Origin of the sequence: Tenacibaculum litoreum, from assembly GCF_964513915.1 — a bacterium.
In the GTDB taxonomy this organism is placed as follows: Bacteria; Bacteroidota; Bacteroidia; order Flavobacteriales; family Flavobacteriaceae; genus Polaribacter; species Polaribacter litoreum.
Genome location: NZ_CAZEQS010000003.1, coordinates 690,001 through 714,026 on the forward strand (window position 1 = coordinate 690,001; position 24,026 = coordinate 714,026).

A 24,026-nucleotide genomic window follows, 5' to 3' on the forward strand; every position below is an offset into this window, starting at 1 on the left:
AACGCTTGCACCCTCCGTATTACCGCGGCTGCTGGCACGGAGTTAGCCGGTGCTTATTCTTACAGTACCGTCAGTTAGTTACACGTAACTAAGTTTCTTCCTGTATAAAAGCAGTTTACAACCCATAGGGCAGTCTTCCTGCACGCGGCATGGCTGGTTCAGAGTTGCCTCCATTGACCAATATTCCTCACTGCTGCCTCCCGTAGGAGTCTGGTCCGTGTCTCAGTACCAGTGTGGGGGATAATCCTCTCAGACCCCCTACCTATCGTTGCCATGGTAAGCCGTTACCTTACCATCTAGCTAATAGGACGCATAGTCATCTTGTACCGATAAATCTTTAATTAAAAAATGATGCCATTTCTCAACATTATGGAGTATTAATCTTCATTTCTAAAGGCTATCCTCCTGTACAAGGCAGATTCTATACGCGTTACGCACCCGTTCGCCGGTCGTCAGCAAAAAAGCAAGCTTTTCCCTGTTACCCCTCGACTTGCATGTGTTAAGCCTGCCGCTAGCGTTCATCCTGAGCCAGGATCAAACTCTTCATTGTATAATCTTTAATATTATAAATGTTAAGTTCCAAAAGAATTTTTAACTTCGTAGAAGTTATGGTTATTCTACTCTTTGTTTTACGCTGTCAATTTCAATATTTTCAATGAACTTGGTGAATCTCTAACAATAAGCGTTAACTCATCTTTTCAATCCAACCTTTTGTAGAAATACTAGACTCGAACTAGTGACCTTACCGTCTTCCAAAATTTCTGTGATCGTGTCGCTTTCTCAAAGCGGATGCAAAACTACAAACTCTTTTTAATCTGACAAAACTTTTTTTAAAGTTTTTTTTCGTTTGTTTCGCTACACTATTTTAATGAACTGTTTCCCTAAAAATCGGACTGCAAAGATACTCACTTTATTTCTTATTAAACAAGAAAAATTTAAACTATTTTTTAACCTTTTCTTTAAATATCTTAAACCCTATTTTAATGAACTCTTACTAACTTCTTAGCTTACCGCTTCTCCGTTTGCGGGTGCAAATATAGATACCTTTTTCTTTACAACAATGACTTTTTTTACCTTTTTTCCAAACCTTTTTTTAACTCTTTGTCTTATACCTCTTTATACCTGAAAGTTTTTTCTAACCAATCAAAACAATACCTACTCTTGTACTCTAAATACATCTTTTAACTACTTCCCTTAACACTGAAATGACTTATATATACTGTAAAAATAGACTAAAGTATGCTGGTCTGAAACATGATTTGGTTACTTATTCTTGCGTTTTCGCTTCTTACGCATCTTCGCAAACATCTCTTTATACTCTGAAACATCAACATAACCCCTACTTTTTGATACAATTATTAAATAGTCTTTACGTAATTTAGGCTCTTGATATTCTAACTTCTCCTCTATATATGCTCGCTGTAAGATATCTTCTACTAAATAATCTTCGTTTTCTGTCTCTGGTTTGTACTCTGACTTCAACGATAACTTAAATAAATTTGCTGTTGTATTGTACCAAAAGGCTTTCCAACCGCTTCTTAATTCTTTTACATTATCAAAGGCTGTTTTACCTGTTTGACGATGAATTAACTTTAAAAGAATCCTTCCTTCTGTTCTTGTTAACTTCTTTAAGGGTGCTGTTAATTCTTCTTCTAGATATTTCTGAATTCTTTTTATGTATTTTCTTTTTTTACTTTTAGATTTCACTCTAGCTAAACGCGAGTTTACACTATCTACTCTTTTTGCTGCTAAAATTGCGTAAGGATATGCTTTGAATACTTTTTTACGAAGCCAATAATAATATAGGATATCTTTTTTTTCTTTAAACTTATGTTTTGGAAGTACCGTTACTTCATTTAACTTTATCATTAAACTATCTCCTTCTCTTATCAAAATATATTCATCATTAAAGTTTGGTAATGTATCTTTAATTTGTGCACTTAATGCTGCTACGAATAATAATAAGTATATGTATAGTATTTTTTTCATTTGATTTTTGATAAGCAAAAGGATTCCAAATGTATCATTTCTCTTTTAAAACAAAAAAACTCATGAAGTATTTCATGAGTTTTTATTTATTTTTTTACAATTTCTTTTTATTCTGCCATTATTGTAGCTGCTACTTGTTTATAAGTTCCGTTCTCTAATTTTTCACGGATTGCAGAAAATGCTTCAATTGTTTCATTTACATCTTCAATTGTATGACGTGCTGTTGGAATTAATCTTAATATTATTAATCCTTTTGGTATTACTGGGTATACTACGATTGAACAGAATACTCCATGATTTTCTCGTAAATCATTTACCATTGCCATGGCTTCTGGAATTTCTCCTTTTAAGTATACTGGTGTAATACATGTTTGCGTTGTTCCTAAATCAAAACCTGCTTCACGTAAACCTGATTGTAATGCATTAGTTATTTTCCAAAGGTTTTCTTTTAACTCAGGCATAGTACGAATCATGTCCAAACGTTTTAATGCTCCTTTTACCATTGGCATTGGTAATGATTTAGCAAACATTTGTGACCTCATGTTATATTGTAAGTATTGAACTACATCTTTGTCTCCTGCAAAGAATGCTCCAATTCCTGCCATAGATTTTGCAAATGTTGCAAAATACACATCAATTCCGTCTTGTACTCCTTGTTCAAATCCTGTTCCTCTTCCTCCTTCTCCTAATGTTCCGAATCCGTGAGCATCATCTACTAATAAACGAAAGTTATATTTTTCTTTTAAGGCTACTATTTCTGCTAAACGTCCTTGCTCTCCCCTCATACCGAAAACACCTTCCGAAACTAATAAAATTCCTCCTCCAGTTTTTTCTGCCATTTTGGTAGCACGTTTCAAGTTTTTCTCACAACTCTCAATATCGTTATGACGATACACAAAACGTTTTCCTGCATGTAAGCGAACTCCATCAATAATACATGCATGTGTATCCATGTCATATACTATGATATCGTCTTTTCCTACTAAAGCATCAATTGCCGATACCATTCCTTGGTATCCAAAGTTTACTAAATAAGCTGCTTCTTTTCCTACAAACTCAGCACATTCTTGCTCTAATTGTTCATGGTATTTTGTGTGACCTGACATCATACGAGCTCCCATAGGGTATGCCATTCCATCTGTGGCAGCTGATTCTCCATCTACCTTTAATACTTCTGGGTGATTAGCTAATCCTAAGTAGTCATTGATACTCCAAGTTATTACTTTTTTTCCATTGAAAGACATACGGTTAGAAATTGGTCCTTCTAATTTAGGAAACACATAATACCCTTCTGCTTTATCTGCCCATTTTCCTAAAGGTCCCTTATCTCCTTTAATTCTTTCAAATAAATCTTTAACCATTGTTATTTTTGATTTTTATAGGTTGCGAAAGTAGTGCTTTTTGACAGATTTTCAAAAATTACAGAGTGTTTCATTTTCAATAAATAGCAAAAACACTACTTTATTAAACCTACAAAGTTCTTTAGTTTTTAAGATAAAATGTTTGATTTTAGTTCTTCTATAAATGGCTGTTTATATAGTCTTTTCCCTAGAGCTTTATGAATTGCATTTGCTACTGCTCCTCCTGCTGGTGGTAAGCCTGGTTCACCTAAACCAGTTGGTGCTATCTCGTTTTCAACAAAGTGCACTTCAACTTTTGGGGTTTCATTTATTCTTATTAATCGATAGTTATCAAAATTTCTGCTCGATGGATTTCCTTCGCTAAAGGTTAAATTACCATACATAGCATGTCCAATACCATCAATTACTCCTCCTACTACTTGGTTTTTAGCTCCTGTTGGATTTACTACAATACCACAATCGACTGCTGCTACTACTTTTGTTACCACAGGCACTCCATCTTTTAGCTCTACTTCTGCTACTTCAGCTACATGAGTATTGTGACTGTAATAAGCTGAAAATCCTTGATAAACTCCTTCTTTTGATTTACCCCAGTTTCCTTCTTTTGCGGCTAATCGAATTGCATCTTGCATTCTTTTTCCTGAATACTGGATTTTTTCGTCTTTTGTTTCTTTTACATTTTCTAGTAAATCTAAACGTAATTGTACTGGATCAATTTCTAGTTCTTGTGCTAATTCATCAAAGAAACATTGTTCTGCATAGCCTAAAAAGTTAGTGTAGGGTGCTCTCCAAGCTCCTGTACTAATATTACTCTTGTAATTTCCTGTGGATACTTTATAATTTGGAATACATCCTGCTGGAAAGAAATGTGGAACCAATCCATACATATTATCATTAATCGCTGCTTCTTTTAAATGGTATCCTGTTACTTTTCCATCTTTAATTGAAGCTGCTATTCTATATTTGATTGCTGGTCTGAATGTTCCACTTGTTACATCTTCTTCTCTTGTTGAAACCATTTTCACTGGTTTTTTAGCTTTATCAGATATTTCTAGTGCTTCATATACAAAATCACCATATAGCCTTCTTCCAAATCCTCCTCCCATTCTTGTCATTTCTACATGAACTTGTTCTAAATCGCGTCCTATCATTTCGGCAGCAACCCTTGCTACAAACTCTGGCGTTTGCGTTGGTCCTACTAGATGTACTTTTTCTGGAGTTACATTAGCAAAAAAGTTCATCGGCTCCATACAATTATGAGGTAAAAAAGGTGAGTGATAAGTACGTTCAATTACTTTATCTGCTTCTGTAAAAGCTTTTTTCACATCTCCATCTTCTCTTCGTACATCTAAATCATTAGATTCTAACAAGTTTATCAGCTTTTCATCATGAAGTTTTGTATCTTCTAACTTAGAGCTATCTTTCCATACAGCTTTAATTGCTTTTGCTCCTTTAATTGCTGCCCATGTATTTTCAGCTAACACAACTACTTTATCTGTTTTTGTTAACTTAAATGTCCAATTAGTTTTTCCTGACTCTATAAAATTTCTTGCTTTTTCTCCTATTGTTATAACATCTACTACTCCAGGTATTTTTTTTGCTTCTGTATCGTCATACGATTCAAGTTCTTGTCCGAAAGCCGGAGGTCTTACTACTGAAGCATATAACATTCCTTCTTCCTTATAATCTAAACCAAATAAAGGTTCTCCAGTCACAATTTTTTCTAAATCGACATTCTTAGCGCTTTTACCAATAATAGAGAACTCTGAAGGCTTTTTTAAAATTACATTTTCAGGAACCTCAAGCAAAGCAGCCTCTTTAACTACTTCACCATAACCTAAAGTTTCTCCTTTTTCATTTGTAATAATTCCTTTTGAAGCTGAACAAGTGGTCGCATCTACACCCCATTTTACTGCCGCTGCATTAATTAACATTTGCTTAGCTGTAGCTCCTGTTTGTCTTAAAACAGGCCAACTTACTCGAATAGATCCACTCCCTCCTGCTAATTGACGTGTATAATTTTTCGTGTCTAGTGGAGCTTGTACTACGTGCACTTTATCCCACTCAACATCTAATTCTTCAGCAATAATCATCGGCATTGAGGTTTTTACTCCTTGACCTATTTCGGGATTGGGGGAGTAAATAGTTACATACCCTTCATTAGATATTTTTATAAACGCATTAAAATCGTTGAAATTTAGGTTTTCAACATCTACAGATGGTTTTACATTAGGTTTACAAGCAGTAAATAAATTGAATCCAATCATAATACCACCACTAGCTAATGCAGAGGTTCTTAAAAAGTTTCTTCTACTAAACGTAAAGTTTTTTTCTTGTGTACTCATGATTGAAATTTTTTAAGACATTTTATCTGCTGCTAAAGCAACCGCTTTCTCTATTCTATTATATGCTGCACAACGACATATATTCCCTTGCATTGCTTCTCTTATATCTTCTTTTGAAGGATTTGGATTTTCTTTTAGAAAAGATGCAGCTGTCATAATTTGACCTGCTTGACAGTAACCACATTGTGGAACGTCTACTTCTTTCCAAGCTTCTTGAAGCGGGTGATCTCCTTCCGCCGATAATCCTTCTATCGTGGTAATTTCTTCATTTTCTAGCATAGAAACTTGTAATTGACAACTTCTCATTGCTGTTCCGTCTATATGAACAGTACAGGCTCCACATTGTGCTATTCCACAACCGAATTTAGTTCCTACCATATTGAGCTCATCTCGTAGAACCCACAACAATGGCGTATCAGCATCTGCCTTAAAGGACACCGACTTTCCGTTAATTTTTAATGTATAATTTGGCATTTTGGCTAATTTTTGTTTGTCTCGTGTAAGTTACAAAAAATATAAATGCCTGTTTATTAATGAAGTTCTTTTAAGATAATTTTAAATAAAAAGAGAGGCTTAAGCCTCTCTTTTTTATCTATTTTGTAAAAATGTTTTTACATTTTTCTCTATTCTTTCGAGTACGTTTTCTGTATTCGCTTTCACAAAAGTTTCTCCTGTGATTTGTTCGTATAGTTCAATGTATCTATTTGAAATTTCAATAACTTTTTCATCAGACATTTCAGGAATTTCTTGTCCTTCTTTTCCTTGAAATCCGTTCTCAATTAACCACTGACGCACAAACTCTTTTGATAGTTGTTTTTGCTTCTCTCCTTTTTCTTGACGTTCTGCATATCCTTCAGCATAAAAATAACGAGAAGAGTCTGGTGTATGAATTTCATCAATCAATACAATTTTACCATCTTTAGTTTTTCCAAACTCATATTTGGTATCTACTAAAATCAATCCTCTTTTAGCAGCTAATTCAGTTCCTCTTTGAAATAACTTTCTTGTATAATCTTCTAATACTAAATAGTCTTCTTCAGAAACAATTCCTTTTGCTAAAATATCTTCACGAGAAATATCTTCATCATGTTCTCCATTATCTGCCTTTGTTGATGGTGTAATAATTGGCTCTGGGAATTTATCATTTTCTTTCATTCCTTCAGGCATTGCTACTCCACAAAGCATTCTCTTTCCTACTGCATATTCACGGGCTGCATGACCAGATAAATACCCACGGATTACCATTTCTACTTTAAAAGGTTCACACAAATGCCCCACAGCTACATTTTCATCTGGATTTGCCAATAACCAGTTTGGAACAATATCAGCTGTATCGTTCATCATTTTTGTAGCAATTTGATTTAGAATTTGTCCTTTAAAAGGAATTTGACGTGGTAAAATTACATCGAAAGCAGAAAGTCTATCTGAAGCAATCATTACCAATAAATCATCATTGATATTGTATACTTCTCTTACTTTTCCTTTATAAACTTCTTTTTGTCCTTGAAACTGGAAGTTTGTTTCGTTAATTGTATTCATTAGTATGTTGTTGTGTTGTTGCCCGCAAATGTAATCTTTTAGACAGATTATTCATCAATCTTTTTAAAACGTTTTATCTGTTTTAAATTATCAGCTATTGGAGTTGCACTAATTGTTTTTTCTCCAGGAACGAAATAGAAAAAATAAGCAGAGTTCTGCCCTACTTTTTTAACATTTAACTTTGAATTATCCTTAAAAACTAATGTATAATTTGGTATTATTTCTTTTTCTGAAACTTTACTCCTAATTCCTAAAGCCATTCCTAATCGCATAGAAACGAATAGCATAAAAAACATAAACATTAATCCAAGTACCGGGTTTTTCTTACTTCTTAACCTTTCATATTTTTTGTCCCCTTTTTCAATGTCATATATTTTTTGATACCATTTTTTTTCTCTTAAGTATGCATAAACTTTAAACATCCAATTAGAAAAATACATATACATTAATGCAAATAACACAGCTAAAATTAATGCCATTAACCAGTTATTAGCCAATAAACTTACTGGAGAAATTAGAGCATCTAATATAGTCGTATAGTTTAAATAGGTTACTCCAAAAACCCCATAAAAAATAGCATCACTTACTAATCCTAAAATAATTAAATATAAATAACCGATATAAAAATAATCTTGAAGGCCTAGTTTATCTTTATCAATTTTTATCATTCCGTTTCTATACTTTTATAGGCTGAGATAATTTTCTTTACCAATCGATGACGAATTACATCTTTATCATCTAAATACACCTGTGCAATTCCGTCAATATCTTTTAACGCTAATAACGATTCTTTTAATCCAGAAACTTGCCTACGTGGTAAATCTATTTGACCTGGGTCTCCTGTTATGATGAACTTTGCATGCATTCCCATACGTGTTAAAAACATCTTCATTTGTGCATGAGTGGTATTTTGAGCTTCATCTAGAATTACAAAAGCATTATCTAAGGTACGCCCACGCATAAAAGCTAGAGGCGCTATTTGTATGACTCCTTTTTCTAGGTGTGATTCAAGTTTTTCATGCGGAATCATGTCTCGTAAGGCATCATATAAAGGTTGCATGTATGGATCTAACTTCTCTTTTAAATCTCCAGGAAGAAATCCTAAGTTTTCACCTGACTCCACCGCAGGTCTTGTTAATATAATTCGTCTTACTTCTTTTTCTTTTAATGCTTTTACAGCCAAAGCAACCGCTGTGTATGTTTTACCAGTACCCGCAGGTCCTACAGCAAATAACATATCATTTTTTTGCATTAACTCAACCATTTTACGCTGATTTGCTGTTTGCGCTTTTATTAACTTTCCACTAACACCGTGTACTAAAACGTCTTTTGCATTTCCAGATTTTCGTATTTCTTCTTCCTTACCTGTTGACGTTAAAATTCGCTCAATACTATTTTCATCTAGCTTGTTGTATCTATTAAAGTATTTGATAAGCATCTCTAGCCTCTTTTCAAATTCATTTAATAATTCAGGTTCTCCAAAAATTTTAAGTTTATTTCCTCTAGCAACTATTTTTATTTTAGGAAAGAAGCTTTTTAACTGAGTAATAGTGCTGTTTTGAGCTCCAAAAAAATCGTTTGGGTTGATTTCTGTTAATTCAATTACGCGTTCGTTCAAATGATAAAAGTTTTAATATTATTCACACTAAAAATAATGATTATTTTTCTTGAATTACGTAGTTTTGTTTAAAATTTCAGCATAATTTTTCACAAATTAATTAACAAACACCTAACGTAATGTCTCTGATTACATTAACTACTGATTTTGGAACGAAAGACCACTTTGTAGGGGCTGTAAAAGGGGCTATTTATTCTGAGTTACCTGATGCTAAGATTGTTGATATTACGCATGAAATTTCTCCTTTTAACATTACTGAAACTGCTTATATTTTAAAGAATGCTTATAAAAGCTTTCCTGATAAAACAATCCATGTAATTGGTGTAGATTCAGAATTAAGTGTGGATAATAAACATATTGCCTTAGAACTAGACAATCATTTTTTTATTTGTCCTGATAACGGGTTAATTTCAATGATTGCTTCTGAAATTAAACCTACTAAAATTGTTGAAATTAATATTCACGATCGTATTGAAAGTAGCTTCCCTGTGTTAGATGTTTTTGTACAAGTAGCTTCTCATATTGCTCGTGGTGGTAGTTTAAGTGTTATTGGAAGAGAAATTGAAACCTATAAAAAGATTGTTGAAATTAAGCCAAAAGTAAACGAGCAGCAAACTATTATTGCAGGTGGTGTTATTTACATTGATAATTATGGAAATGTAATTACTAACATCAGTAAAAAACAATTTAATACCATTGGAAAAGGTCGTGATTATAAAGTTACGGCTAGACGCTATACTTTTTCTAAAATTTACAACCGATATAACGAGATTGTTGATTTTTCGGTAACTGATAAGCGACAGTATGATGGTGAAAAGTTAGCTATTTTTAACTCTGCTGGCTTTTTAGAAATTGCTATTTACCGAAGTAATTTAGAAACAGTTGGTGGAGCCTCTACCCTACTTGGTTTAGAATATCGTGACACTATTACTGTTGAATTTGAAAACCCTATTAAACCAGAGTTTACACCTATAAGTTAAATTTATGTTTGTACGAATTGTAAAAATGAGCTTTCAGCCAGAAAAAATTGAAGAATTTTTAAACAACTTTAATTCTAAAAAAGAATTTATACGAAATTCACCTGGTTGCCGTTTATTAGAATTATACAGAGACAAAACAAATCCGAATATATTTTTTACTTATAGTTATTGGAGTACTGAGCAAGATTTAGAAAATTACAGGAATTCTGAATTATTTAAAGGAGTTTGGGCACAAACCAAAGTTTTATTTAATGACAAGCCTTTTGCTTGGAGTGTTGATAAAGTTGAATCGTTACCTTAGTCCATAGGCGTTAGACAATAGTCTTATAAAAATAATTAAACATTATAAACAACTAAACAGTTATACATTGTTACCACTACTAAAAAAAGAATTTAACTCATTTTTTGCCTCTCCCACTGCATATTTGGTGATTGGGGTATTTTTACTTGTAAATGGCTTATTTTTATGGGTATTTAAAGATAATTTCAATATTTTAAATGCGGGCTTTGCCGATTTAAATAGCTTCTTTTATTTAGCTCCATGGTTGTTCTTATTTCTAATTCCTGCCATAACAATGAAAAGTTTTGCTGATGAATTTAATAGTGGAACTATTGAAATTTTAAAAACCAAACCACTTACCGATTGGCAAATTGTATTAGGCAAGTTTTTCGCTTCTCTTTTGTTAGTTGTCATTGCATTATTACCTACATTAACCTATGCATATACTGTGTATCAATTAGGAAGTCCTATTGGAAATTTAGATGTAGGTAGTACAATTGGTTCATATTTAGGTTTGTTATTTTTAGCAGCAACCTATACAGCTGTTGGATTGTTTACTTCTACCCTATCAAAAAATCAGATTGTAGCATTTATTGTAAGTGTATTTATCACTTTTGCTTTATTCTACGGTTTTGATGCTGTAGGTTCTTCTTTAGGAAACTCAGGATACCCCTTACAACAATTTGGTATTAACGAACACTTTAAAAGTATTAGTCGTGGTGTAGTAGATACTCGTGATTTAATCTATTTTATCAGTGTTACCTTCTTCTTTTTATTCATCACTAAACAACAGTTAAAAAATGAATAAGAAATTACAACATATTGCATTAGCACTTATCGGACTGTTAATTGTTAATTACATCGCTAATTCAGTTTACAAACGTTTCGATTTAACACAAGACAAACGTTATACCTTATCTGAAGTAAGCGAACGTCTTATTGATAAAGTTGATACCCCACTAACGATTCATGTATTCTTAGAAGGTGATTTTCCTGCGGAATTTAAGCGTTTGCAAATAGAAACACGTCAGTTTTTAGAAGAATTACAAGCTAAAAACTCTAATATTCGTTTCCGTTTTATCAACCCTGATAATATTCGTGAACGTTTGGTAAAAAGAGGAATGATGCCTAGCCAGTTAACTGTAGAGGAAGATGGAAAGCTATCTGAAGCTATTATTTTTCCTTGGGCAGAAATTACTTATGGTAAAAAAGTAGAGTTAATTTCTTTACTTCCTAACTCTATTGCTAAGACGCAAGAGGCACAGCTACAAAATGCTGTTGAAAAACTAGAGTATTCTTTTGCTAATGCGCTACATAATGTTACCTTAAAAGAAAGACAGAAAATAGCTGTATTAGCTGGTAATGGTGAATTACAAGATATTTATCAATATAGTTTATTAAGTGAAATTGGCAAAAAATACCGTTTAGCAAAATTTACATTAGATAGTGTTGCTAACAATCCGCAAAAAACTTTAAAAGACTTAAGAGCATACGATTTAGCAATTATTGCTAAACCTACTGAGCGTTTTACAGAAGAGGAAAAGCTTACCGTTGATCAGTTTATAGCAAACGGTGGTAAAAGTTTATGGATGCTAGATAATAACTATGCGGATACTGATAGTTTGTATAATGAAGGAAAAATGTTAGCATTTCCTCGTGATTTGAATTTAACGGACTTATTATTTGGATATCAAGTTCGTGTAAACAATAAACTCATTCAAGATTTATATTCAGCTAAAATTCCGTTAGCTACAGGAAATGTAGGGAATCAAACACAGTTTCAACACTTAAATTGGTTTTATCATCCACTAGTTAATGGTAATCCGAACCACCCAATTACTAAAAATGTTGCGCCTGTTCGTTTTCGTTTTACCACTCAAATAGATACGTTAAAAGGTAGCTTGAAAAAAACTCCTTTATTAGTAACTTCTGTACTTACTAAAAAAACAGGAACTCCCAACTTTATTGAATTACAAAGTATTGCCAAAGAACCTAAAGAGAATGAATTTGCATCAGGTCCGCAATTATTAGCTGTTCTTGTAGAGGGTAATATTCCTTCTGCTTATAAAAACAGAATAAAGCCTTTTGACACTCCTGATTTTAAAGCTGAGAGTACAAACAATAAAATGATTGTAATTGCTGATGGTGATGTAGGTAGAAATCAGGTTTTAAAAGGAAAACCTCACGATTTATCACTGGATAAATGGACAGGAGAACAGTTTGGTAATAAAGAGTTTTTAATCAATGCTATTGATTATTTATTAGACGATTCTGGGTTGATTCAACTACGTAATAAAACCATTCAAATTAACTTATTGGATAAGCAACGTGCTTTTGCTGAAAAACGTTTTTGGCAATTTATCAATATTGGTATTCCATTAGTGCTATTAGCACTGTTTGGTCTTGGTTTTAATTACTGGAGGAAGAAGAAATATCAGTAGAATTACTGATGCTTTTAAATACTTAATAAATCGTTATGTATAAACTGATAGCTTAATCTTTTTTGAAGTTTTTCGCTATTAATTATTTTATATTCCAATGGTTTTGAATCATCAAATTCAGGGATTGGTTTTCCTAGAGTTTTTCTAGCATTTATATAAAAATCTTCTCTGGTTGGATGGTGATTTACACAAGCATTAAATACTTCTCCAAAAGCATTTTGTTCTATAATTTCTTGTATAATAGCTATACAGTCCTCACGGTGAATCATGTTTACATAGCCTTTTCGATGTGGTATTTTTCTATTAGCAAACCAATTTCCCGGTTGCCTTTCCCCTCCAAATAATCCAGCAAAACGAATGATCGTTGTTTGAAACTTATTATTATTTCTAAATAGGTTTTCTATTTCTACTAGCGGAGAATCTACAGTTTCATCTTCTTCTGTCATTTCCTTATTTAAACTAGGATACACCGAGGTAGAACTAATAAAGATAATTTTAGTTATGTTTGACTTTTCTATTGAAGCTATCAACCATTTAAAATTTTCTACTTCTTTAGAAGTTATCGCAATTATCAATACATCAGCGTCTAAAAATTCTAATTGAATCTTTCTTGCTGATATATCAACTAAAAAAGGACTAATATGAGCTAATTGCAGTTCTTGAAGTTTCTTTTCTGAGGTTGTAGATCCTTTTACTTCATATCCTTTTTCAATAAAGTTTACTGCTAATTCTTTTCCTAACCAACCACAGCCTAAAATGCTAACATTTTTCATCACAACAATTATCGTCTTTTACAAGTTTACATGAAACCACCGCCAATAAAGCTCCAATAATTGGTGCTAGTATATACAGCCATAAATGCTCTAAGTGACCAGAAATTAATGCTGGTGCTATAGAGCGAGCGGGGTTCATAGAAGCTTTTGTTATAGGGCCTGCAAACATAGCTTCCAATAAAACTACTCCACCAATGGCAATACCTGCCATTACTCCTACTTCTTTACTTCCTGTAGATACATTTATTATCGTTAGCATTAAAAAGAAAGTTAATAACAGCTCTAAAATAAAGGCTCGCCAAGGCACTACTGATGGTAGTGTTGCTCCATAGAACTCACTCGTTGGAAATAAAATCCAGAGCATTACACTTGCTAATAAAGCACCTAATAATTGAGCTATTATATATTTAGGTACCTCTTTCCATGAAAACTTTTTAGCATAGGCAAAAGCAATGGTTACTGCTGGATTAAAATGTGCTCCAGAAATTTCCCCAAAAGCATAAATCATTGCCATTACTATCAATCCCCAAGTAATTGCCACTCCAATATGTGTTAGATCTGCACCGTTGGTTACTTCATTTACTGTCATTGCTCCTGTTCCGCAGAAAATTAAAGCAAAGGTTCCTATACTTTCAGAAATATATCTTTTCATTTTATAAATTTCTATCTACTAATTTTGTTTTTAAATAGTTCTATTTGTCTTCTATGTCTTAGTATATGTACAATAGCATGTTCAAATAATTGTTCTACATCATATTTCTGTCCCCATCTAACGTGTACTTTCTTATGTGGTTCCAATTCTTCTAATTTTATATTTGGATAATCATCAAAAAGTTGCTCATTATAAGCAAACATTTTATCCAATGCTTCATTATACTCTAAAATAGAATTTAACGTCTCTTTCTCTTTATACTTTATATCTTCTCCTAACCATCTTCTTATCTCAATAACATACGTATATCCCGCTCTAACTACATGTGTTATTATTGTTTGAATTGATTTACAATCTTCATCTTCCGTTTTACTATCAACTATTTGAATTAGTTCTTTTGAATTTACATCCTTAATAACTTCTTTAAACTCGGTTATTGATTTTTCATATTCATCTAACAAAGCACCAATTGCTCCATTATTTCTGTATACTCTATTTTTTGTCATTCTTAACTTTGGTTGCAAATATCTATTAAAACAACTCTTAGGTATTTTAAGTTTTTGTTAACATTAATCCAAGGAATTCCTCGTAATTTTAACAAAACTAATTAAAAAACAAATCTATCAACATGAAAAAAATACTTTTAAGTTTGTTTGTTGTTGCTTTATCAACAAATATCAGTGCACAATTAAAGACCCCAGCCCCTAGTCCTGCAGCTAAGTTAGAGCAAACTGTAGGTTTAACAGATGTATCAGTTGAATATTCTCGTCCGAGTATGAAAGGAAGAACTATTTTTGGTAATTTAGTTCCTTACGGTAAAGTATGGAGAACTGGAGCCAATAAAAATACTACTGTTACTTTTAGTGACGATGTAACTATTGATGGAAAAACCTTAAAAAAAGGTACCTACGCATTATACACTAAACCAGGAAAAGATTCTTGGGAAGTAATTTTTTACTCTGACGCTAATAACTGGGGAACTCCTCAAAAATGGGATGACTCTAAAGTAGCTGTATCAACTACTGCTAAAGTTGAAGCTATGCCTGTGAAAATTGAAACGTTTACAATGTCTATTGACGATTTAACAAACGATTCTGCTGTGTTAGGAATTTTATGGGAAAATGCTTACGTAGGTGTAAAGTTTAATACTCCTACTGATAAAGCGGTAGAAAAAAGCATTGCGCAAGTAATGGGCGGACCTTCTGCTAATGATTATTTTTCTTCTGCTGTGTATTATTTACAAGAAGGGAAAGACATTAACAAAGCTAAAAATTGGATTAACAAAGCTGTTGACATGACTAAAGACCAACCTCGTTTTTGGTACTTACGTCAACAATCTTTAATCTTAGCTAAAGCTGGTGATAAAAAAGGTGCTGTTAAAGCAGCTAAAGCTTCATTAGCTGGTGCTGAAAAAGCTGGAAATGCTGACTATGTAAAAATGAACAAAGAGTTTATTGCTGAAATGAAGTAATTTTTTCTGCTAAACTTTTTATAGATATAAAAACTCGCTATTTGGCGAGTTTTTTGTTTTTATAATTGTTCTAGCTTCTGTTAGTGTGTAACAAATTACAATATCTCTTAAATTTATATAAATTATTATTTTTTAAACTACCATGCTTTTCACTAAATTGTCCGTAGTTATCCGAAACACAATATTTAATTTTTTTCTAGAGTCTAACCGAAGATATCTTAGAATATTTATTGTTTTCACAACTTGTTGAATTGTTATGTTATAAAACTCTTTATCATTATTAGTTATGGTAAAATACTTATCTAAAATATTAAGTTTAACTTTTCTTTTTAGTTGTATTACAACAACTTTTTTACTTTTTATCTTTCAATCAATGAGATCCTTAACCCATAATAGGATGCGTTGTGATATGTCTGGGATAATTTACGGAATAGGCATTGGGCTTATTATTTTTTTAACAATAGGATGTTTGCCCATTTTTTTTAATTTAAAAAAGAAAATAAGGAAAAATATTTTTTATTCACTTACTTCTTTTTTCTTAGTTCCTTCCATAATAACTATACTTTCAATAATATATATGGGCGATTTTTCAGAAAGTATAAAAGAATATAGTGCTATGTTTATTCCTTTTTTTAGTATTCTTACATACTTCTTCCTTAGATTTAGAAAGTCAAAATTTATAAGCTCAAAAAGATAATAGTATAGACAATATTATAAAAGCAAGCTAATAGTTTACTGAATAAAAAAAGACTGTTTTTTATTCTTTAAAACAGTCTTTTTGATAGTTATTTTATAATCCCTAAATGAATAATACGTCCACCTGATTGATTTACGGGGTTTACACTCTTCCCTACTACAATACCTCTTTCTGGAGCATAATACTTCTTAATTCTATTACCAAACACATCTCGTAGTGTAGCAATATGATCACCCTCTTCCACTATATCTCTTAAATCTACATGTACTGTAAGTAACCCTCCTTCTTGTGTATACAACCAATAAGATTTTTCACAAACTACTGTATTTCTTTTAGAGGTTTCATATTCATCATCGGTAATTCCTAAATATGCCAATACATTGTGCACTCCTGCTACTCCACTTTTAATAATTTTCTTTTGAAAACTATGCGGATTACCCACTTCGATGGTAATAGATGGAATTCCTAACTCTTCTGCAGCTCCTCGTAAAGTACCGTCTGATGGTGGTGTATGTACTATAATTTCAGCATCTTGTAATAAGGCTAATTTTTTGGTGACTTTATTGTTCATATCACTTCTAATATAAAATGAATTCACTCTACCAAAACTAGCCGTATGTAGGTCCAGTAAATAATCAAATTTCTTTACTACTAAATTCAAAAAACGATTGGCATATACTTCACTTGTATTTCCATTATCTTTTCCTGGCATTATTCTGTTAATATCAACTCCATCACTAAAAACCCTTGTTCCCCTAACAAATGAAGGTACATTCACTACAGGAATTCCTACAATTGTTCCTTTTAAATTGTCTGTATCTAAATCTTTAAACAATCGCTGGATAACTGATATTCCGTTTAATTCATTTCCATGAACTGCTGCTGTAAGCCCTAATACAATACCATCTTCTTTTCCTCTAGCAACCATAATAGGAATACACGTGGGAATTCCCATTGCGTTAGAAGTTACTTTTAACCAGTAATTTTTGATAGAATTTTTAGGTGTTTGATTCACATCAAACTCGGTAATATATTCAATTTGGTGTCCCATACTCATACATTTAATATAATTCATTTAACAACGTACTATCGTTATTTAATGAAGTAAATAGTTTCTTTTTAAACTTTTTATTAGAGTTTATTAAACTAATACACATTTTGTCGATAGCAATGGTAGAAAGTACAGTTTGTATAAAAGTTTCTATTAAATCGTCTATACCTAAACCTAATTTGTTATAATCTCTTCTGTCCATAATTAACAAACGATTAGTGTCTGACGTCCATTCATTTTCTCCTAACTTAACCGATAAGTTTGTTCCTAACATTTGCCAAGAATCTTTACTACTTTCTAAGTCATTCACCAAAGGTAATAATGCTCTTCTCGAATACATACATAATGGTTTTATTCCATCTTTTGTACTACTAATCATCATACGTATATCAGATACAAATGTTTCTCCTTTAGCGTTTGGCATTGTACCAACATGGTAATATTTACCTTTTGTACTTACTGAGCTCCAATTATAATTACCTATTAAACTTTGTACAATAAAACGTTCATATTCGATTTCTAACTTCATGAATTCTTCTAGTTCTTGTTCATTAACAATCGTATAAACTCCTTGTCCGGCATTACTATATGGAATTTTTACTACTGCTTGTCCTCCCATTTTTTTTACCCATAACGGAATTTCATTTTTGCTTACATCCCAAATAGTGTCTGGAATGTTTATTTTCATTCCATATTCTTCTAATTCTGTATTGTAAATATCATATGCTTTGGCAGCAACCATTTTATTTCTTCCTCCAGCCAAACAAGTAATAATCGGATTTAAAATCTTTGTTTTACTATTAATAGGGAATCTATTCCATGGTTTTTGGGTTACATATCTAAAAATACCTCGTAACGGAATCCATTCGTCACCTTGTTTTAGATAAAAGATTTCATTTTCTATTTTTATATGTTCGTTTTCTTTGTTTGAATAATAAGGTACTAGAAAAACATCTTCTTTAAAAACATCTGCTATAACTGCTGCATAACCTGATGTTTCCATATAATTTTTATCATAAAGTACTGCTAACCTACCATCTTTAACAAGTTTTCGCTTTTTCTCTAAAATAGGTTTAAAAGTTCTTTCAATTAATAAGCGATATACTCCGTCTTCTTTATTATCATCTAATAAAGGCATTGATTTTTGACCTGATGGGCATGAATTATTCTCTATTATAACCATATTTTTATCTCCATCTGCTGAAGTTGAATTGATCAAATCTGCTCCTCCCCATAAAAAGTACTTACATTCATACGATAAAATTTCCCTAAGTTTATCAGCATTTACTTTTGGATGTAAGTGACAATACCTAGCAATAATTCGTTCCTTATCTAAATTTAAAAAAAAGTTCACCATTGGATGAATTGTGGCATTCAGCACCTTAGGATACCAATGGTTCTCGTTATTAAATGTATTAGGTTTTATAAGTTCTATTGTTTTCATTATTCTTTTAAAAATTTATTATCTATTGTAAATGGTTATTTCTACACAATTAAAAATAATAAAAAAACAAACTATCTTACTTTTACCCTCGTTAATTTATAAACATATTTTTGGTTTTATTTAAAAATAAAAAACGCTCACCATTGGTGAACGTTTTTCTTCATGTTGTATATAGTTTGATTTACTTTTTATGTAAGAAATATAATTTTGCTAGCTCTCCTGTTATTTCTCTCCCTTCAACATCTAGTTTCTGTATAGCTCCTTCAATAACTTTTAACTTATATAGCTCTTTTTCATTATTTAGCAGCGTGATAATAGTTCCTGCAACATCCCATTTAAAACTTCCTTCAACTATATCTTCTTCCTTTTTTCCTAAATATTTTGTAGTCATTATATAAGTCCCATTATCTTTTAACTGAATAGTGGTTTTAATTCCTTCACAATCTGCACATGGTAATACCCCTTCATATTTTCCATTCCAATCTAAAGAGTTTTTTGCATTATGCTCATCGAGCACTGTCTTTATTGGGTTTACATTTACATTACCTTCCGTTTTATTTGACACAATTATTATCAATACAGGTCGTGTAGTATAACTGTTTTCACCTCCTTCAATAACTGAAAAATTAAAATTAATTTCTTCTCCTATTTTAGTAAGAGATATTGGTTGAAGCTCTATTGATTTATTGCTAGCTTTAACAGTTACAGCAATTACGTATTCTTTTTCAAAATCAATTGGAGTTGGTTTTCCGTCTTCTCCCATAACTGTTGCCGCTCCAAAGTACTTTTCAAACTCCTCTCTACTATTTATTTTATTAGGTAGCTCATCTACATCATTTTTAATAAAATATCTTGACGCTACTTTATAAATCACTGTTATAGGCTCATTCATTTCATTAGTCTCTTCTTTAATCTCCTTCGTTTTCTTGTTATTAAAGTTACATCCTACTAATAAAGAAATAACTAATAATAACGTTCCTAAAAATTTTAATGCTCGCATTTTTTTTATCATAATTTAATTTAACAATTAAAACACTATATTCAGTGTTGTTTTTCAGTATAAATACTGGATTTATTCGCAAACAAACAAATATTGTACCAATAAAGTGGTCTTCATTTCTTTTTAAAACTCGCCTTGACTTATTTCTAAATCAATTCAATTTTACTAATTTCTTCTAGGCCTTCTTAAAAATCAAACCTATAGTTTGCTTTCAAAGCTATACCCCAATTTTTACGTGATATATCTTGATTATAATTATCCGAAACTACTATATATATATACGATAATGGTTTATACTCCCATTGTAAACGGCTATTAATATTAAAATTATCAAACTGAGTATTGTACTGTACATAGGTAGTCCAATTTAATCGGTTAGAAAAGAATATTTCTCCTGTAAAACGTGCTAAATAAAAGGTTTCTCTTCCTAATTCGTTTAAATTTATTCTATTTCTTTCATATCGAATCTGCAAACGTGCTAAGGGCATTAATCTATATTGAGCATTTATGCTAACACCTTTTTTATAACCGCTGTAATAACTTCCATAACTAATATCACCACTGTATTGAAACTTTTTATTATCGGCAGAAACATACCCAAAACCAGCATCAAAATACCTATACTTCCCTGTTGTAATAGCTTTTCCATTATTTAAAGGATCAAATGCGTATTTTAGGTTTACGTATTCATGACGAAATCCACCGTATAAAAATGATTGATCTTTAAACACTAAATCATTGTTTAATACTGTAGTAGATTGACTAACATCCCCCTGATCGTCCCAATAGGTATTATTAAACAAATTTAAATAACGATGATGATCGAGGACTTTAGATTTTTTATAAAATTTGGTCAAACTAATACGTCCACTGGTTTGCGTATATCCTTCACGTATAACTTCATCTAAAATGGCGTCATAGTTATACAAACGTGGTACAAAACCAACATCAGCTATGTAGTTTTTTTCGATTTTTTTAATTCCTGCGTATCCAGAAACGTTTATATTGTTATACCAAACCTCCGTATTGTAAAATTTATTTTTTCCAGAAACATTACTTGTTGAACTACTTGCAAAATTAGCAAGCCCTGTCCATCTATTGTTTTTTGATTGATAGTTTAAGTTAACTCCAGTGATTCTATTATAATCATCCATAAAAGAAAAGCCATCTGTTTCTTGTCTATTAATAAGGTACCCTGTTGCTGAGAAAAGCTTAGACAGTTGCTGTTGCACCACAAATGCTCCATAATTCTGAGCAGGATTATCATTTTTGGCTTTTGTTGCAACATTAAGTATTCCTAATCGTGTTTTTTTAGTAATATTTCCAGATAATTTTAAACCAAAAGATATTTCGCTATCTGCACCAATACGTCTTGAATAAAAGGGGTTTACTCCACTTACTCCTAAATTTGTGAATAAATCACTATTTTCTAAAAAGAAGTTACGTCGTTCAGGAAAAAATATAGAGAACCTACTTAAGTTTGTAACTTGTCTGTCTACATCTATTTGTGAAAAGTCAGGGTTTATAGTAGCGTCTAATTTTAAAGAAGAACTTACATTAAATTGTATATCTACACTTGGTTTTACCATAGTATCCTCTACATCATTTATTACATCTTCTGAATAATTCATGGTAACAGATGGTGTTACAACGAATCTGGATGGTTTATTTTCCGATAACTTCTCTACTTCGAATACTTTGGCGAATCGTAAATCAAATTGCTTATAATTACGATCTATTAATGTACTAGTTGTCCACTCATTTAATTTAATATTCCTTGTATGAAACATTACTCCCCATTCAGTAGAATCAACCTTATAACCTAGTGCCTTTAAAGGAATTTCTATTTCATATATTTTTAAATTTCCTTTTACAGAGGTTTTTGCATTCCAAACAGTATTCCAACTAGTGCTTACTTTAAAACCATCACCGTTTCTAGATACTAATGCATCTATTAAAGCACCTCCCATATTGACAATAAAAAAGTAACCTGATTGTTGTTGGTTGTAGGTATCAAGAATTATAGCAAAAGAATCACTATCTCCTCCAGAAGATCCTATATCATCCCTTTTTAAAGACCCTATTTGAACAATATCTGTTGTATCATAATACACAGCACTTATGTATAGTTTTTTACCATTATGAAACATTTTTACCTCAGTTTTGTTAGATGCCAAATCTCCATTATTAGGTATGTAATTAAGAAATTCTCCTTCGGGAATTAATTTGTTCCATATAGGTTCATTTAATTTTCCATCTAACTGAACACTACTATCACTGAAAATTATTTTACTTGTTTTTTCCTCAGACTGAGCCTGAACGTAAAACACTTCAAAAACTAACATTAAAAAAAATACAATTCTCTTCATTTGCATAAATTAAAAATTAATAAAGTGCTATAATTTTTAAGCACATTTGGCAAACAAAACTATCTTAGAGATGTACTTGTATTAGAAAAAGTAGACTAACAAGTTGCTTTTACTACCAGAAAGTTATCTTTAAAAGAAACTAAGTTTAGTCTATTGTTTTTTTATTTATAGCTACAAAAAATCAGCTTTGGGCTACTTTTAATTTGTCTCTCTTTTAAAATTGTATTTTAGCGCACCCATGCATATTCTAAAAAACATAGTAAGATTTTTTAAGGTTCCTCCGGTTAAACAAGCTTTGTTTTGGTTGGGAGTATACGTCTATTTTATTGGCACTGTAAACATGACTTACTACAGTGGTTATCCTGAAGTTTTAGAACATTATGCTATTTATGTTTTATGCCAATTTATTGTAGCTTACACTAGCCTTAACTTTTTAATTCCTAAATTTTTAATCCCCAAAAAAAACATTCAATTTACTATATACCTTTTGCTTTTATTAGTTGGTGTGTTTATCATTTTTGTTGGGTTTCATGAATATTATCACATTCCTAAATATTTTAAATCTAGTAATAACAACATATATGATTCTAGTAAAATGTTTTGGAAAAAGTTATTGGACCTTCGTATATTTTTAGGGAAGTCTACAATAATCTTAACCCCCACTATATTATTAGTTATAGCTAAATTTTACAAAGACCAACAAGCTTATTTACAACTTAATGAGCAAAAAATGTTTACAGAACTTTCTGTTTTAAAACATCAATTAAACCCACATTTTTTATTCAATACTTTAAATAATTTATACGCTTTATCTATAGAAAAATCTGATGAAGCTCCTGAAGTTATTGCTAAGCTTTCAGAAATGTTAGATTATATGTTGTATGGATGCAATGACAAATACGTTTCATTAAAAAAAGAAATTGAGCTGATAGAAAATTATCTCGCTTTGGAAAAAGTTAGATATGATGAACGCGTAGAAATTAGTTTTAATAAAGAAGTAAAATCCGATGTTAAAATTGCTCCTTTAATTCTTCTCACATTTATAGAAAATGCCTTTAAACACGGAGTTTCTCAAGAACTAAAAAAAGCTTTTATACACATAAATATATCTGTGGAAGAAGAGTTTATAAAGTTTAATATTATAAATTCTAAAGCAAAAAATAATATAACAGAAAATAAAAAAAGTATTGGACTAAACAACGTAAAAAAGCAATTAGAATTATTATATCTAACTAACTACTCTTTACATATCAATGAAGATTCTAGTAGCTTTAATTTATACTTAAAATTACCTATAAAATGACGTACAAATGTTTAATCGTTGATGATGAAAAGTTAGCGAGAGGCCTTATAAAAACACATTTATCTCAATTAGATGATTTTGAGTTAATCGCTTCTTGTAGTAGTGCTATTGAAGCCAGTAATATACTTCAAAAAGAAACTATTGATTTATTATTTTTAGATATTGAGATGCCTGTTTTAAAAGGTACTGACTTTTTTAAAAACCTAGTACACAAACCCAAAGTTATTTTTACCACAGCTTATAGAGATTATGCTGTTGAGGGGTTTGAATTAAACGCAATCGACTATATTTTAAAACCTATAACTTTTCAACGCTTCTTTAATGCTGTGCAAAAGTTTAAAGCTTCACAAAAAGAGAATATTGTTAGTCCTTCAACAGTTTCTATTCCGGAAAACAACAACTCTTTTATTTATATAAGAAAAGACAGAAAGCAAGTAAAAGTTCATTTAGACTCTATTTTGTATATAGAAAGTTTAAAAGATTACATTAAAATACATTTAGAAAAAGAAAAACATGTTACTAAATCTAGTATATCTGCTTTTGAAGAAAAATTAGATCAACGATTTATAAGAATACATCGCTCATATATTGTTAATATTGATAAAATTACTGCATATACTAAAAATGATATTGAAATTGGAAAAATTGAAATCCCCATTGGTGAAAACTTTCGAAGTAACTTAACTTTTATTAGTTAATAATTAATTACAATT

General features: G+C 31.3%; 21 protein-coding genes and 1 rRNA gene (1 of these 22 running past the window's edge). 7 read left to right on the plus strand and 15 right to left on the minus strand.

Going from position 1 to position 24,026, the window contains the following annotated elements:
* The 8 genes from ACKTTR_RS09295 to ACKTTR_RS09330 form a co-directional block, all read right to left on the minus strand.
* Positions 1-550: ribosomal RNA gene (locus ACKTTR_RS09295) — 16S ribosomal RNA — on the minus strand (it extends 974 nt beyond the left edge of the window).
* 713 nt (positions 551-1,263) lie between these two features.
* Entirely contained in the window at positions 1,264-1,989 is a 726-nt protein-coding gene (locus ACKTTR_RS09300; RefSeq protein WP_408027578.1) for a DUF4294 domain-containing protein, read from the minus strand.
* A gap of 107 nt (positions 1,990-2,096) precedes the next feature.
* Entirely contained in the window at positions 2,097-3,350 is a 1,254-nt protein-coding gene (locus tag ACKTTR_RS09305; protein WP_159614866.1) for an aminotransferase class I/II-fold pyridoxal phosphate-dependent enzyme, read from the minus strand.
* Positions 3,351-3,478: 128 nt separating this feature from the next.
* Positions 3,479-5,695, minus strand: coding sequence for a xanthine dehydrogenase family protein molybdopterin-binding subunit (locus ACKTTR_RS09310; protein ID WP_408027579.1), 2,217 nt, complete (start codon positions 5,693-5,695; stop codon positions 3,479-3,481).
* A gap of 12 nt (positions 5,696-5,707) precedes the next feature.
* Entirely contained in the window at positions 5,708-6,169 is a 462-nt protein-coding gene (locus ACKTTR_RS09315; RefSeq protein ID WP_408027580.1) for a (2Fe-2S)-binding protein, read from the minus strand.
* 114 nt (positions 6,170-6,283) lie between these two features.
* Positions 6,284-7,234: a phosphoribosylaminoimidazolesuccinocarboxamide synthase gene (locus ACKTTR_RS09320; protein WP_408027581.1), complete on the minus strand. Its 951-nt coding sequence runs from the start codon at positions 7,232-7,234 to the stop codon at positions 6,284-6,286.
* Positions 7,235-7,281: 47 nt separating this feature from the next.
* On the minus strand, positions 7,282-7,902 hold the full coding sequence (locus tag ACKTTR_RS09325; protein ID WP_408027582.1) for a hypothetical protein: 621 nt from the start codon (positions 7,900-7,902) through the stop codon (positions 7,282-7,284).
* Positions 7,899-8,852 carry a PhoH family protein gene (locus tag ACKTTR_RS09330; RefSeq protein WP_408027583.1) on the minus strand — a complete coding sequence of 318 codons (954 nt, stop codon included), beginning with the start codon at positions 8,850-8,852 and terminating at the stop codon, positions 7,899-7,901. Before ACKTTR_RS09330 ends, ACKTTR_RS09325 begins: the two co-directional genes overlap by 4 nt.
* Positions 8,853-8,971: 119 nt before the next feature.
* Between ACKTTR_RS09330 and ACKTTR_RS09335 the strand changes: the two genes are divergently transcribed.
* The 4 genes from ACKTTR_RS09335 (at position 8,972) to gldG (ending at position 12,553) form a co-directional block, all read left to right on the plus strand.
* Positions 8,972-9,832, plus strand: coding sequence for an SAM hydrolase/SAM-dependent halogenase family protein (locus ACKTTR_RS09335; protein WP_408027584.1), 861 nt, complete (start codon positions 8,972-8,974; stop codon positions 9,830-9,832).
* Between the two features lie 4 nt (positions 9,833-9,836).
* Positions 9,837-10,133: a putative quinol monooxygenase gene (locus ACKTTR_RS09340; RefSeq protein WP_408027585.1), complete on the plus strand. Its 297-nt coding sequence runs from the start codon at positions 9,837-9,839 to the stop codon at positions 10,131-10,133.
* A gap of 67 nt (positions 10,134-10,200) precedes the next feature.
* Complete coding sequence (gene gldF / locus ACKTTR_RS09345; RefSeq protein ID WP_408027586.1) at positions 10,201-10,920, plus strand: gliding motility-associated ABC transporter permease subunit GldF; 720 nt, start codon at positions 10,201-10,203, stop codon at positions 10,918-10,920.
* Entirely contained in the window at positions 10,913-12,553 is a 1,641-nt protein-coding gene (gene gldG, locus ACKTTR_RS09350; RefSeq protein ID WP_408027587.1) for a gliding motility-associated ABC transporter substrate-binding protein GldG, read from the plus strand. The genes gldF and gldG overlap by 8 nt, the downstream gene beginning before the upstream one ends.
* Before the next feature lie 14 nt (positions 12,554-12,567).
* Here gldG and ACKTTR_RS09355 read toward each other — a convergent pair whose 3' ends face one another.
* The 3 genes from ACKTTR_RS09355 to ACKTTR_RS09365 are packed head-to-tail and all read right to left on the minus strand — an operon-like array spanning position 12,568 to position 14,484.
* A complete protein-coding gene (locus tag ACKTTR_RS09355) occupies positions 12,568-13,326 on the minus strand; it encodes an NAD(P)-binding domain-containing protein (protein WP_408027588.1) in 759 nt (252 codons plus the stop codon).
* A complete protein-coding gene (locus tag ACKTTR_RS09360) occupies positions 13,313-13,978 on the minus strand; it encodes an MIP/aquaporin family protein (RefSeq protein WP_408027589.1) in 666 nt (221 codons plus the stop codon). The genes ACKTTR_RS09355 and ACKTTR_RS09360 overlap by 14 nt, the downstream gene beginning before the upstream one ends.
* Positions 13,979-13,989: 11 nt before the next feature.
* Entirely contained in the window at positions 13,990-14,484 is a 495-nt protein-coding gene (locus tag ACKTTR_RS09365; protein WP_408027590.1) for a DinB family protein, read from the minus strand.
* Between the two features lie 122 nt (positions 14,485-14,606).
* On the opposite strand from ACKTTR_RS09365, the gene ACKTTR_RS09370 reads away from it, so the two are divergent.
* Positions 14,607-15,449, plus strand: a complete 843-nt coding sequence (locus ACKTTR_RS09370) for a DUF2911 domain-containing protein (RefSeq protein ID WP_408027591.1) — start codon at positions 14,607-14,609, stop codon at positions 15,447-15,449.
* Positions 15,450-16,234: 785 nt separating this feature from the next.
* On the opposite strand, the gene ACKTTR_RS09375 is transcribed toward ACKTTR_RS09370, so the two are convergent.
* The 4 genes from ACKTTR_RS09375 to ACKTTR_RS09390 form a co-directional block, all read right to left on the minus strand.
* Positions 16,235-17,197, minus strand: coding sequence for a succinylglutamate desuccinylase/aspartoacylase family protein (locus tag ACKTTR_RS09375; RefSeq protein ID WP_408027592.1), 963 nt, complete (start codon positions 17,195-17,197; stop codon positions 16,235-16,237).
* A gap of 10 nt (positions 17,198-17,207) precedes the next feature.
* A complete protein-coding gene (locus ACKTTR_RS09380) occupies positions 17,208-18,641 on the minus strand; it encodes an ATP-grasp domain-containing protein (RefSeq protein WP_408027593.1) in 1,434 nt (477 codons plus the stop codon).
* Positions 18,642-18,822: 181 nt separating this feature from the next.
* A complete protein-coding gene (locus ACKTTR_RS09385; RefSeq protein WP_408027594.1) occupies positions 18,823-19,641 on the minus strand; it encodes a copper resistance protein NlpE in 819 nt (272 codons plus the stop codon).
* A gap of 185 nt (positions 19,642-19,826) precedes the next feature.
* Positions 19,827-22,010, minus strand: coding sequence for a DUF5916 domain-containing protein (locus tag ACKTTR_RS09390; RefSeq protein ID WP_408027595.1), 2,184 nt, complete (start codon positions 22,008-22,010; stop codon positions 19,827-19,829).
* Positions 22,011-22,350: 340 nt separating this feature from the next.
* Between ACKTTR_RS09390 and ACKTTR_RS09395 the strand changes: the two genes are divergently transcribed.
* A complete protein-coding gene (locus tag ACKTTR_RS09395) occupies positions 22,351-23,313 on the plus strand; it encodes a sensor histidine kinase (protein ID WP_408027596.1) in 963 nt (320 codons plus the stop codon).
* Positions 23,310-24,011: a LytR/AlgR family response regulator transcription factor gene (locus ACKTTR_RS09400; protein WP_408027597.1), complete on the plus strand. Its 702-nt coding sequence runs from the start codon at positions 23,310-23,312 to the stop codon at positions 24,009-24,011. Before ACKTTR_RS09395 ends, ACKTTR_RS09400 begins: the two co-directional genes overlap by 4 nt.
* Positions 24,012-24,026 lie beyond the last annotated feature (15 nt).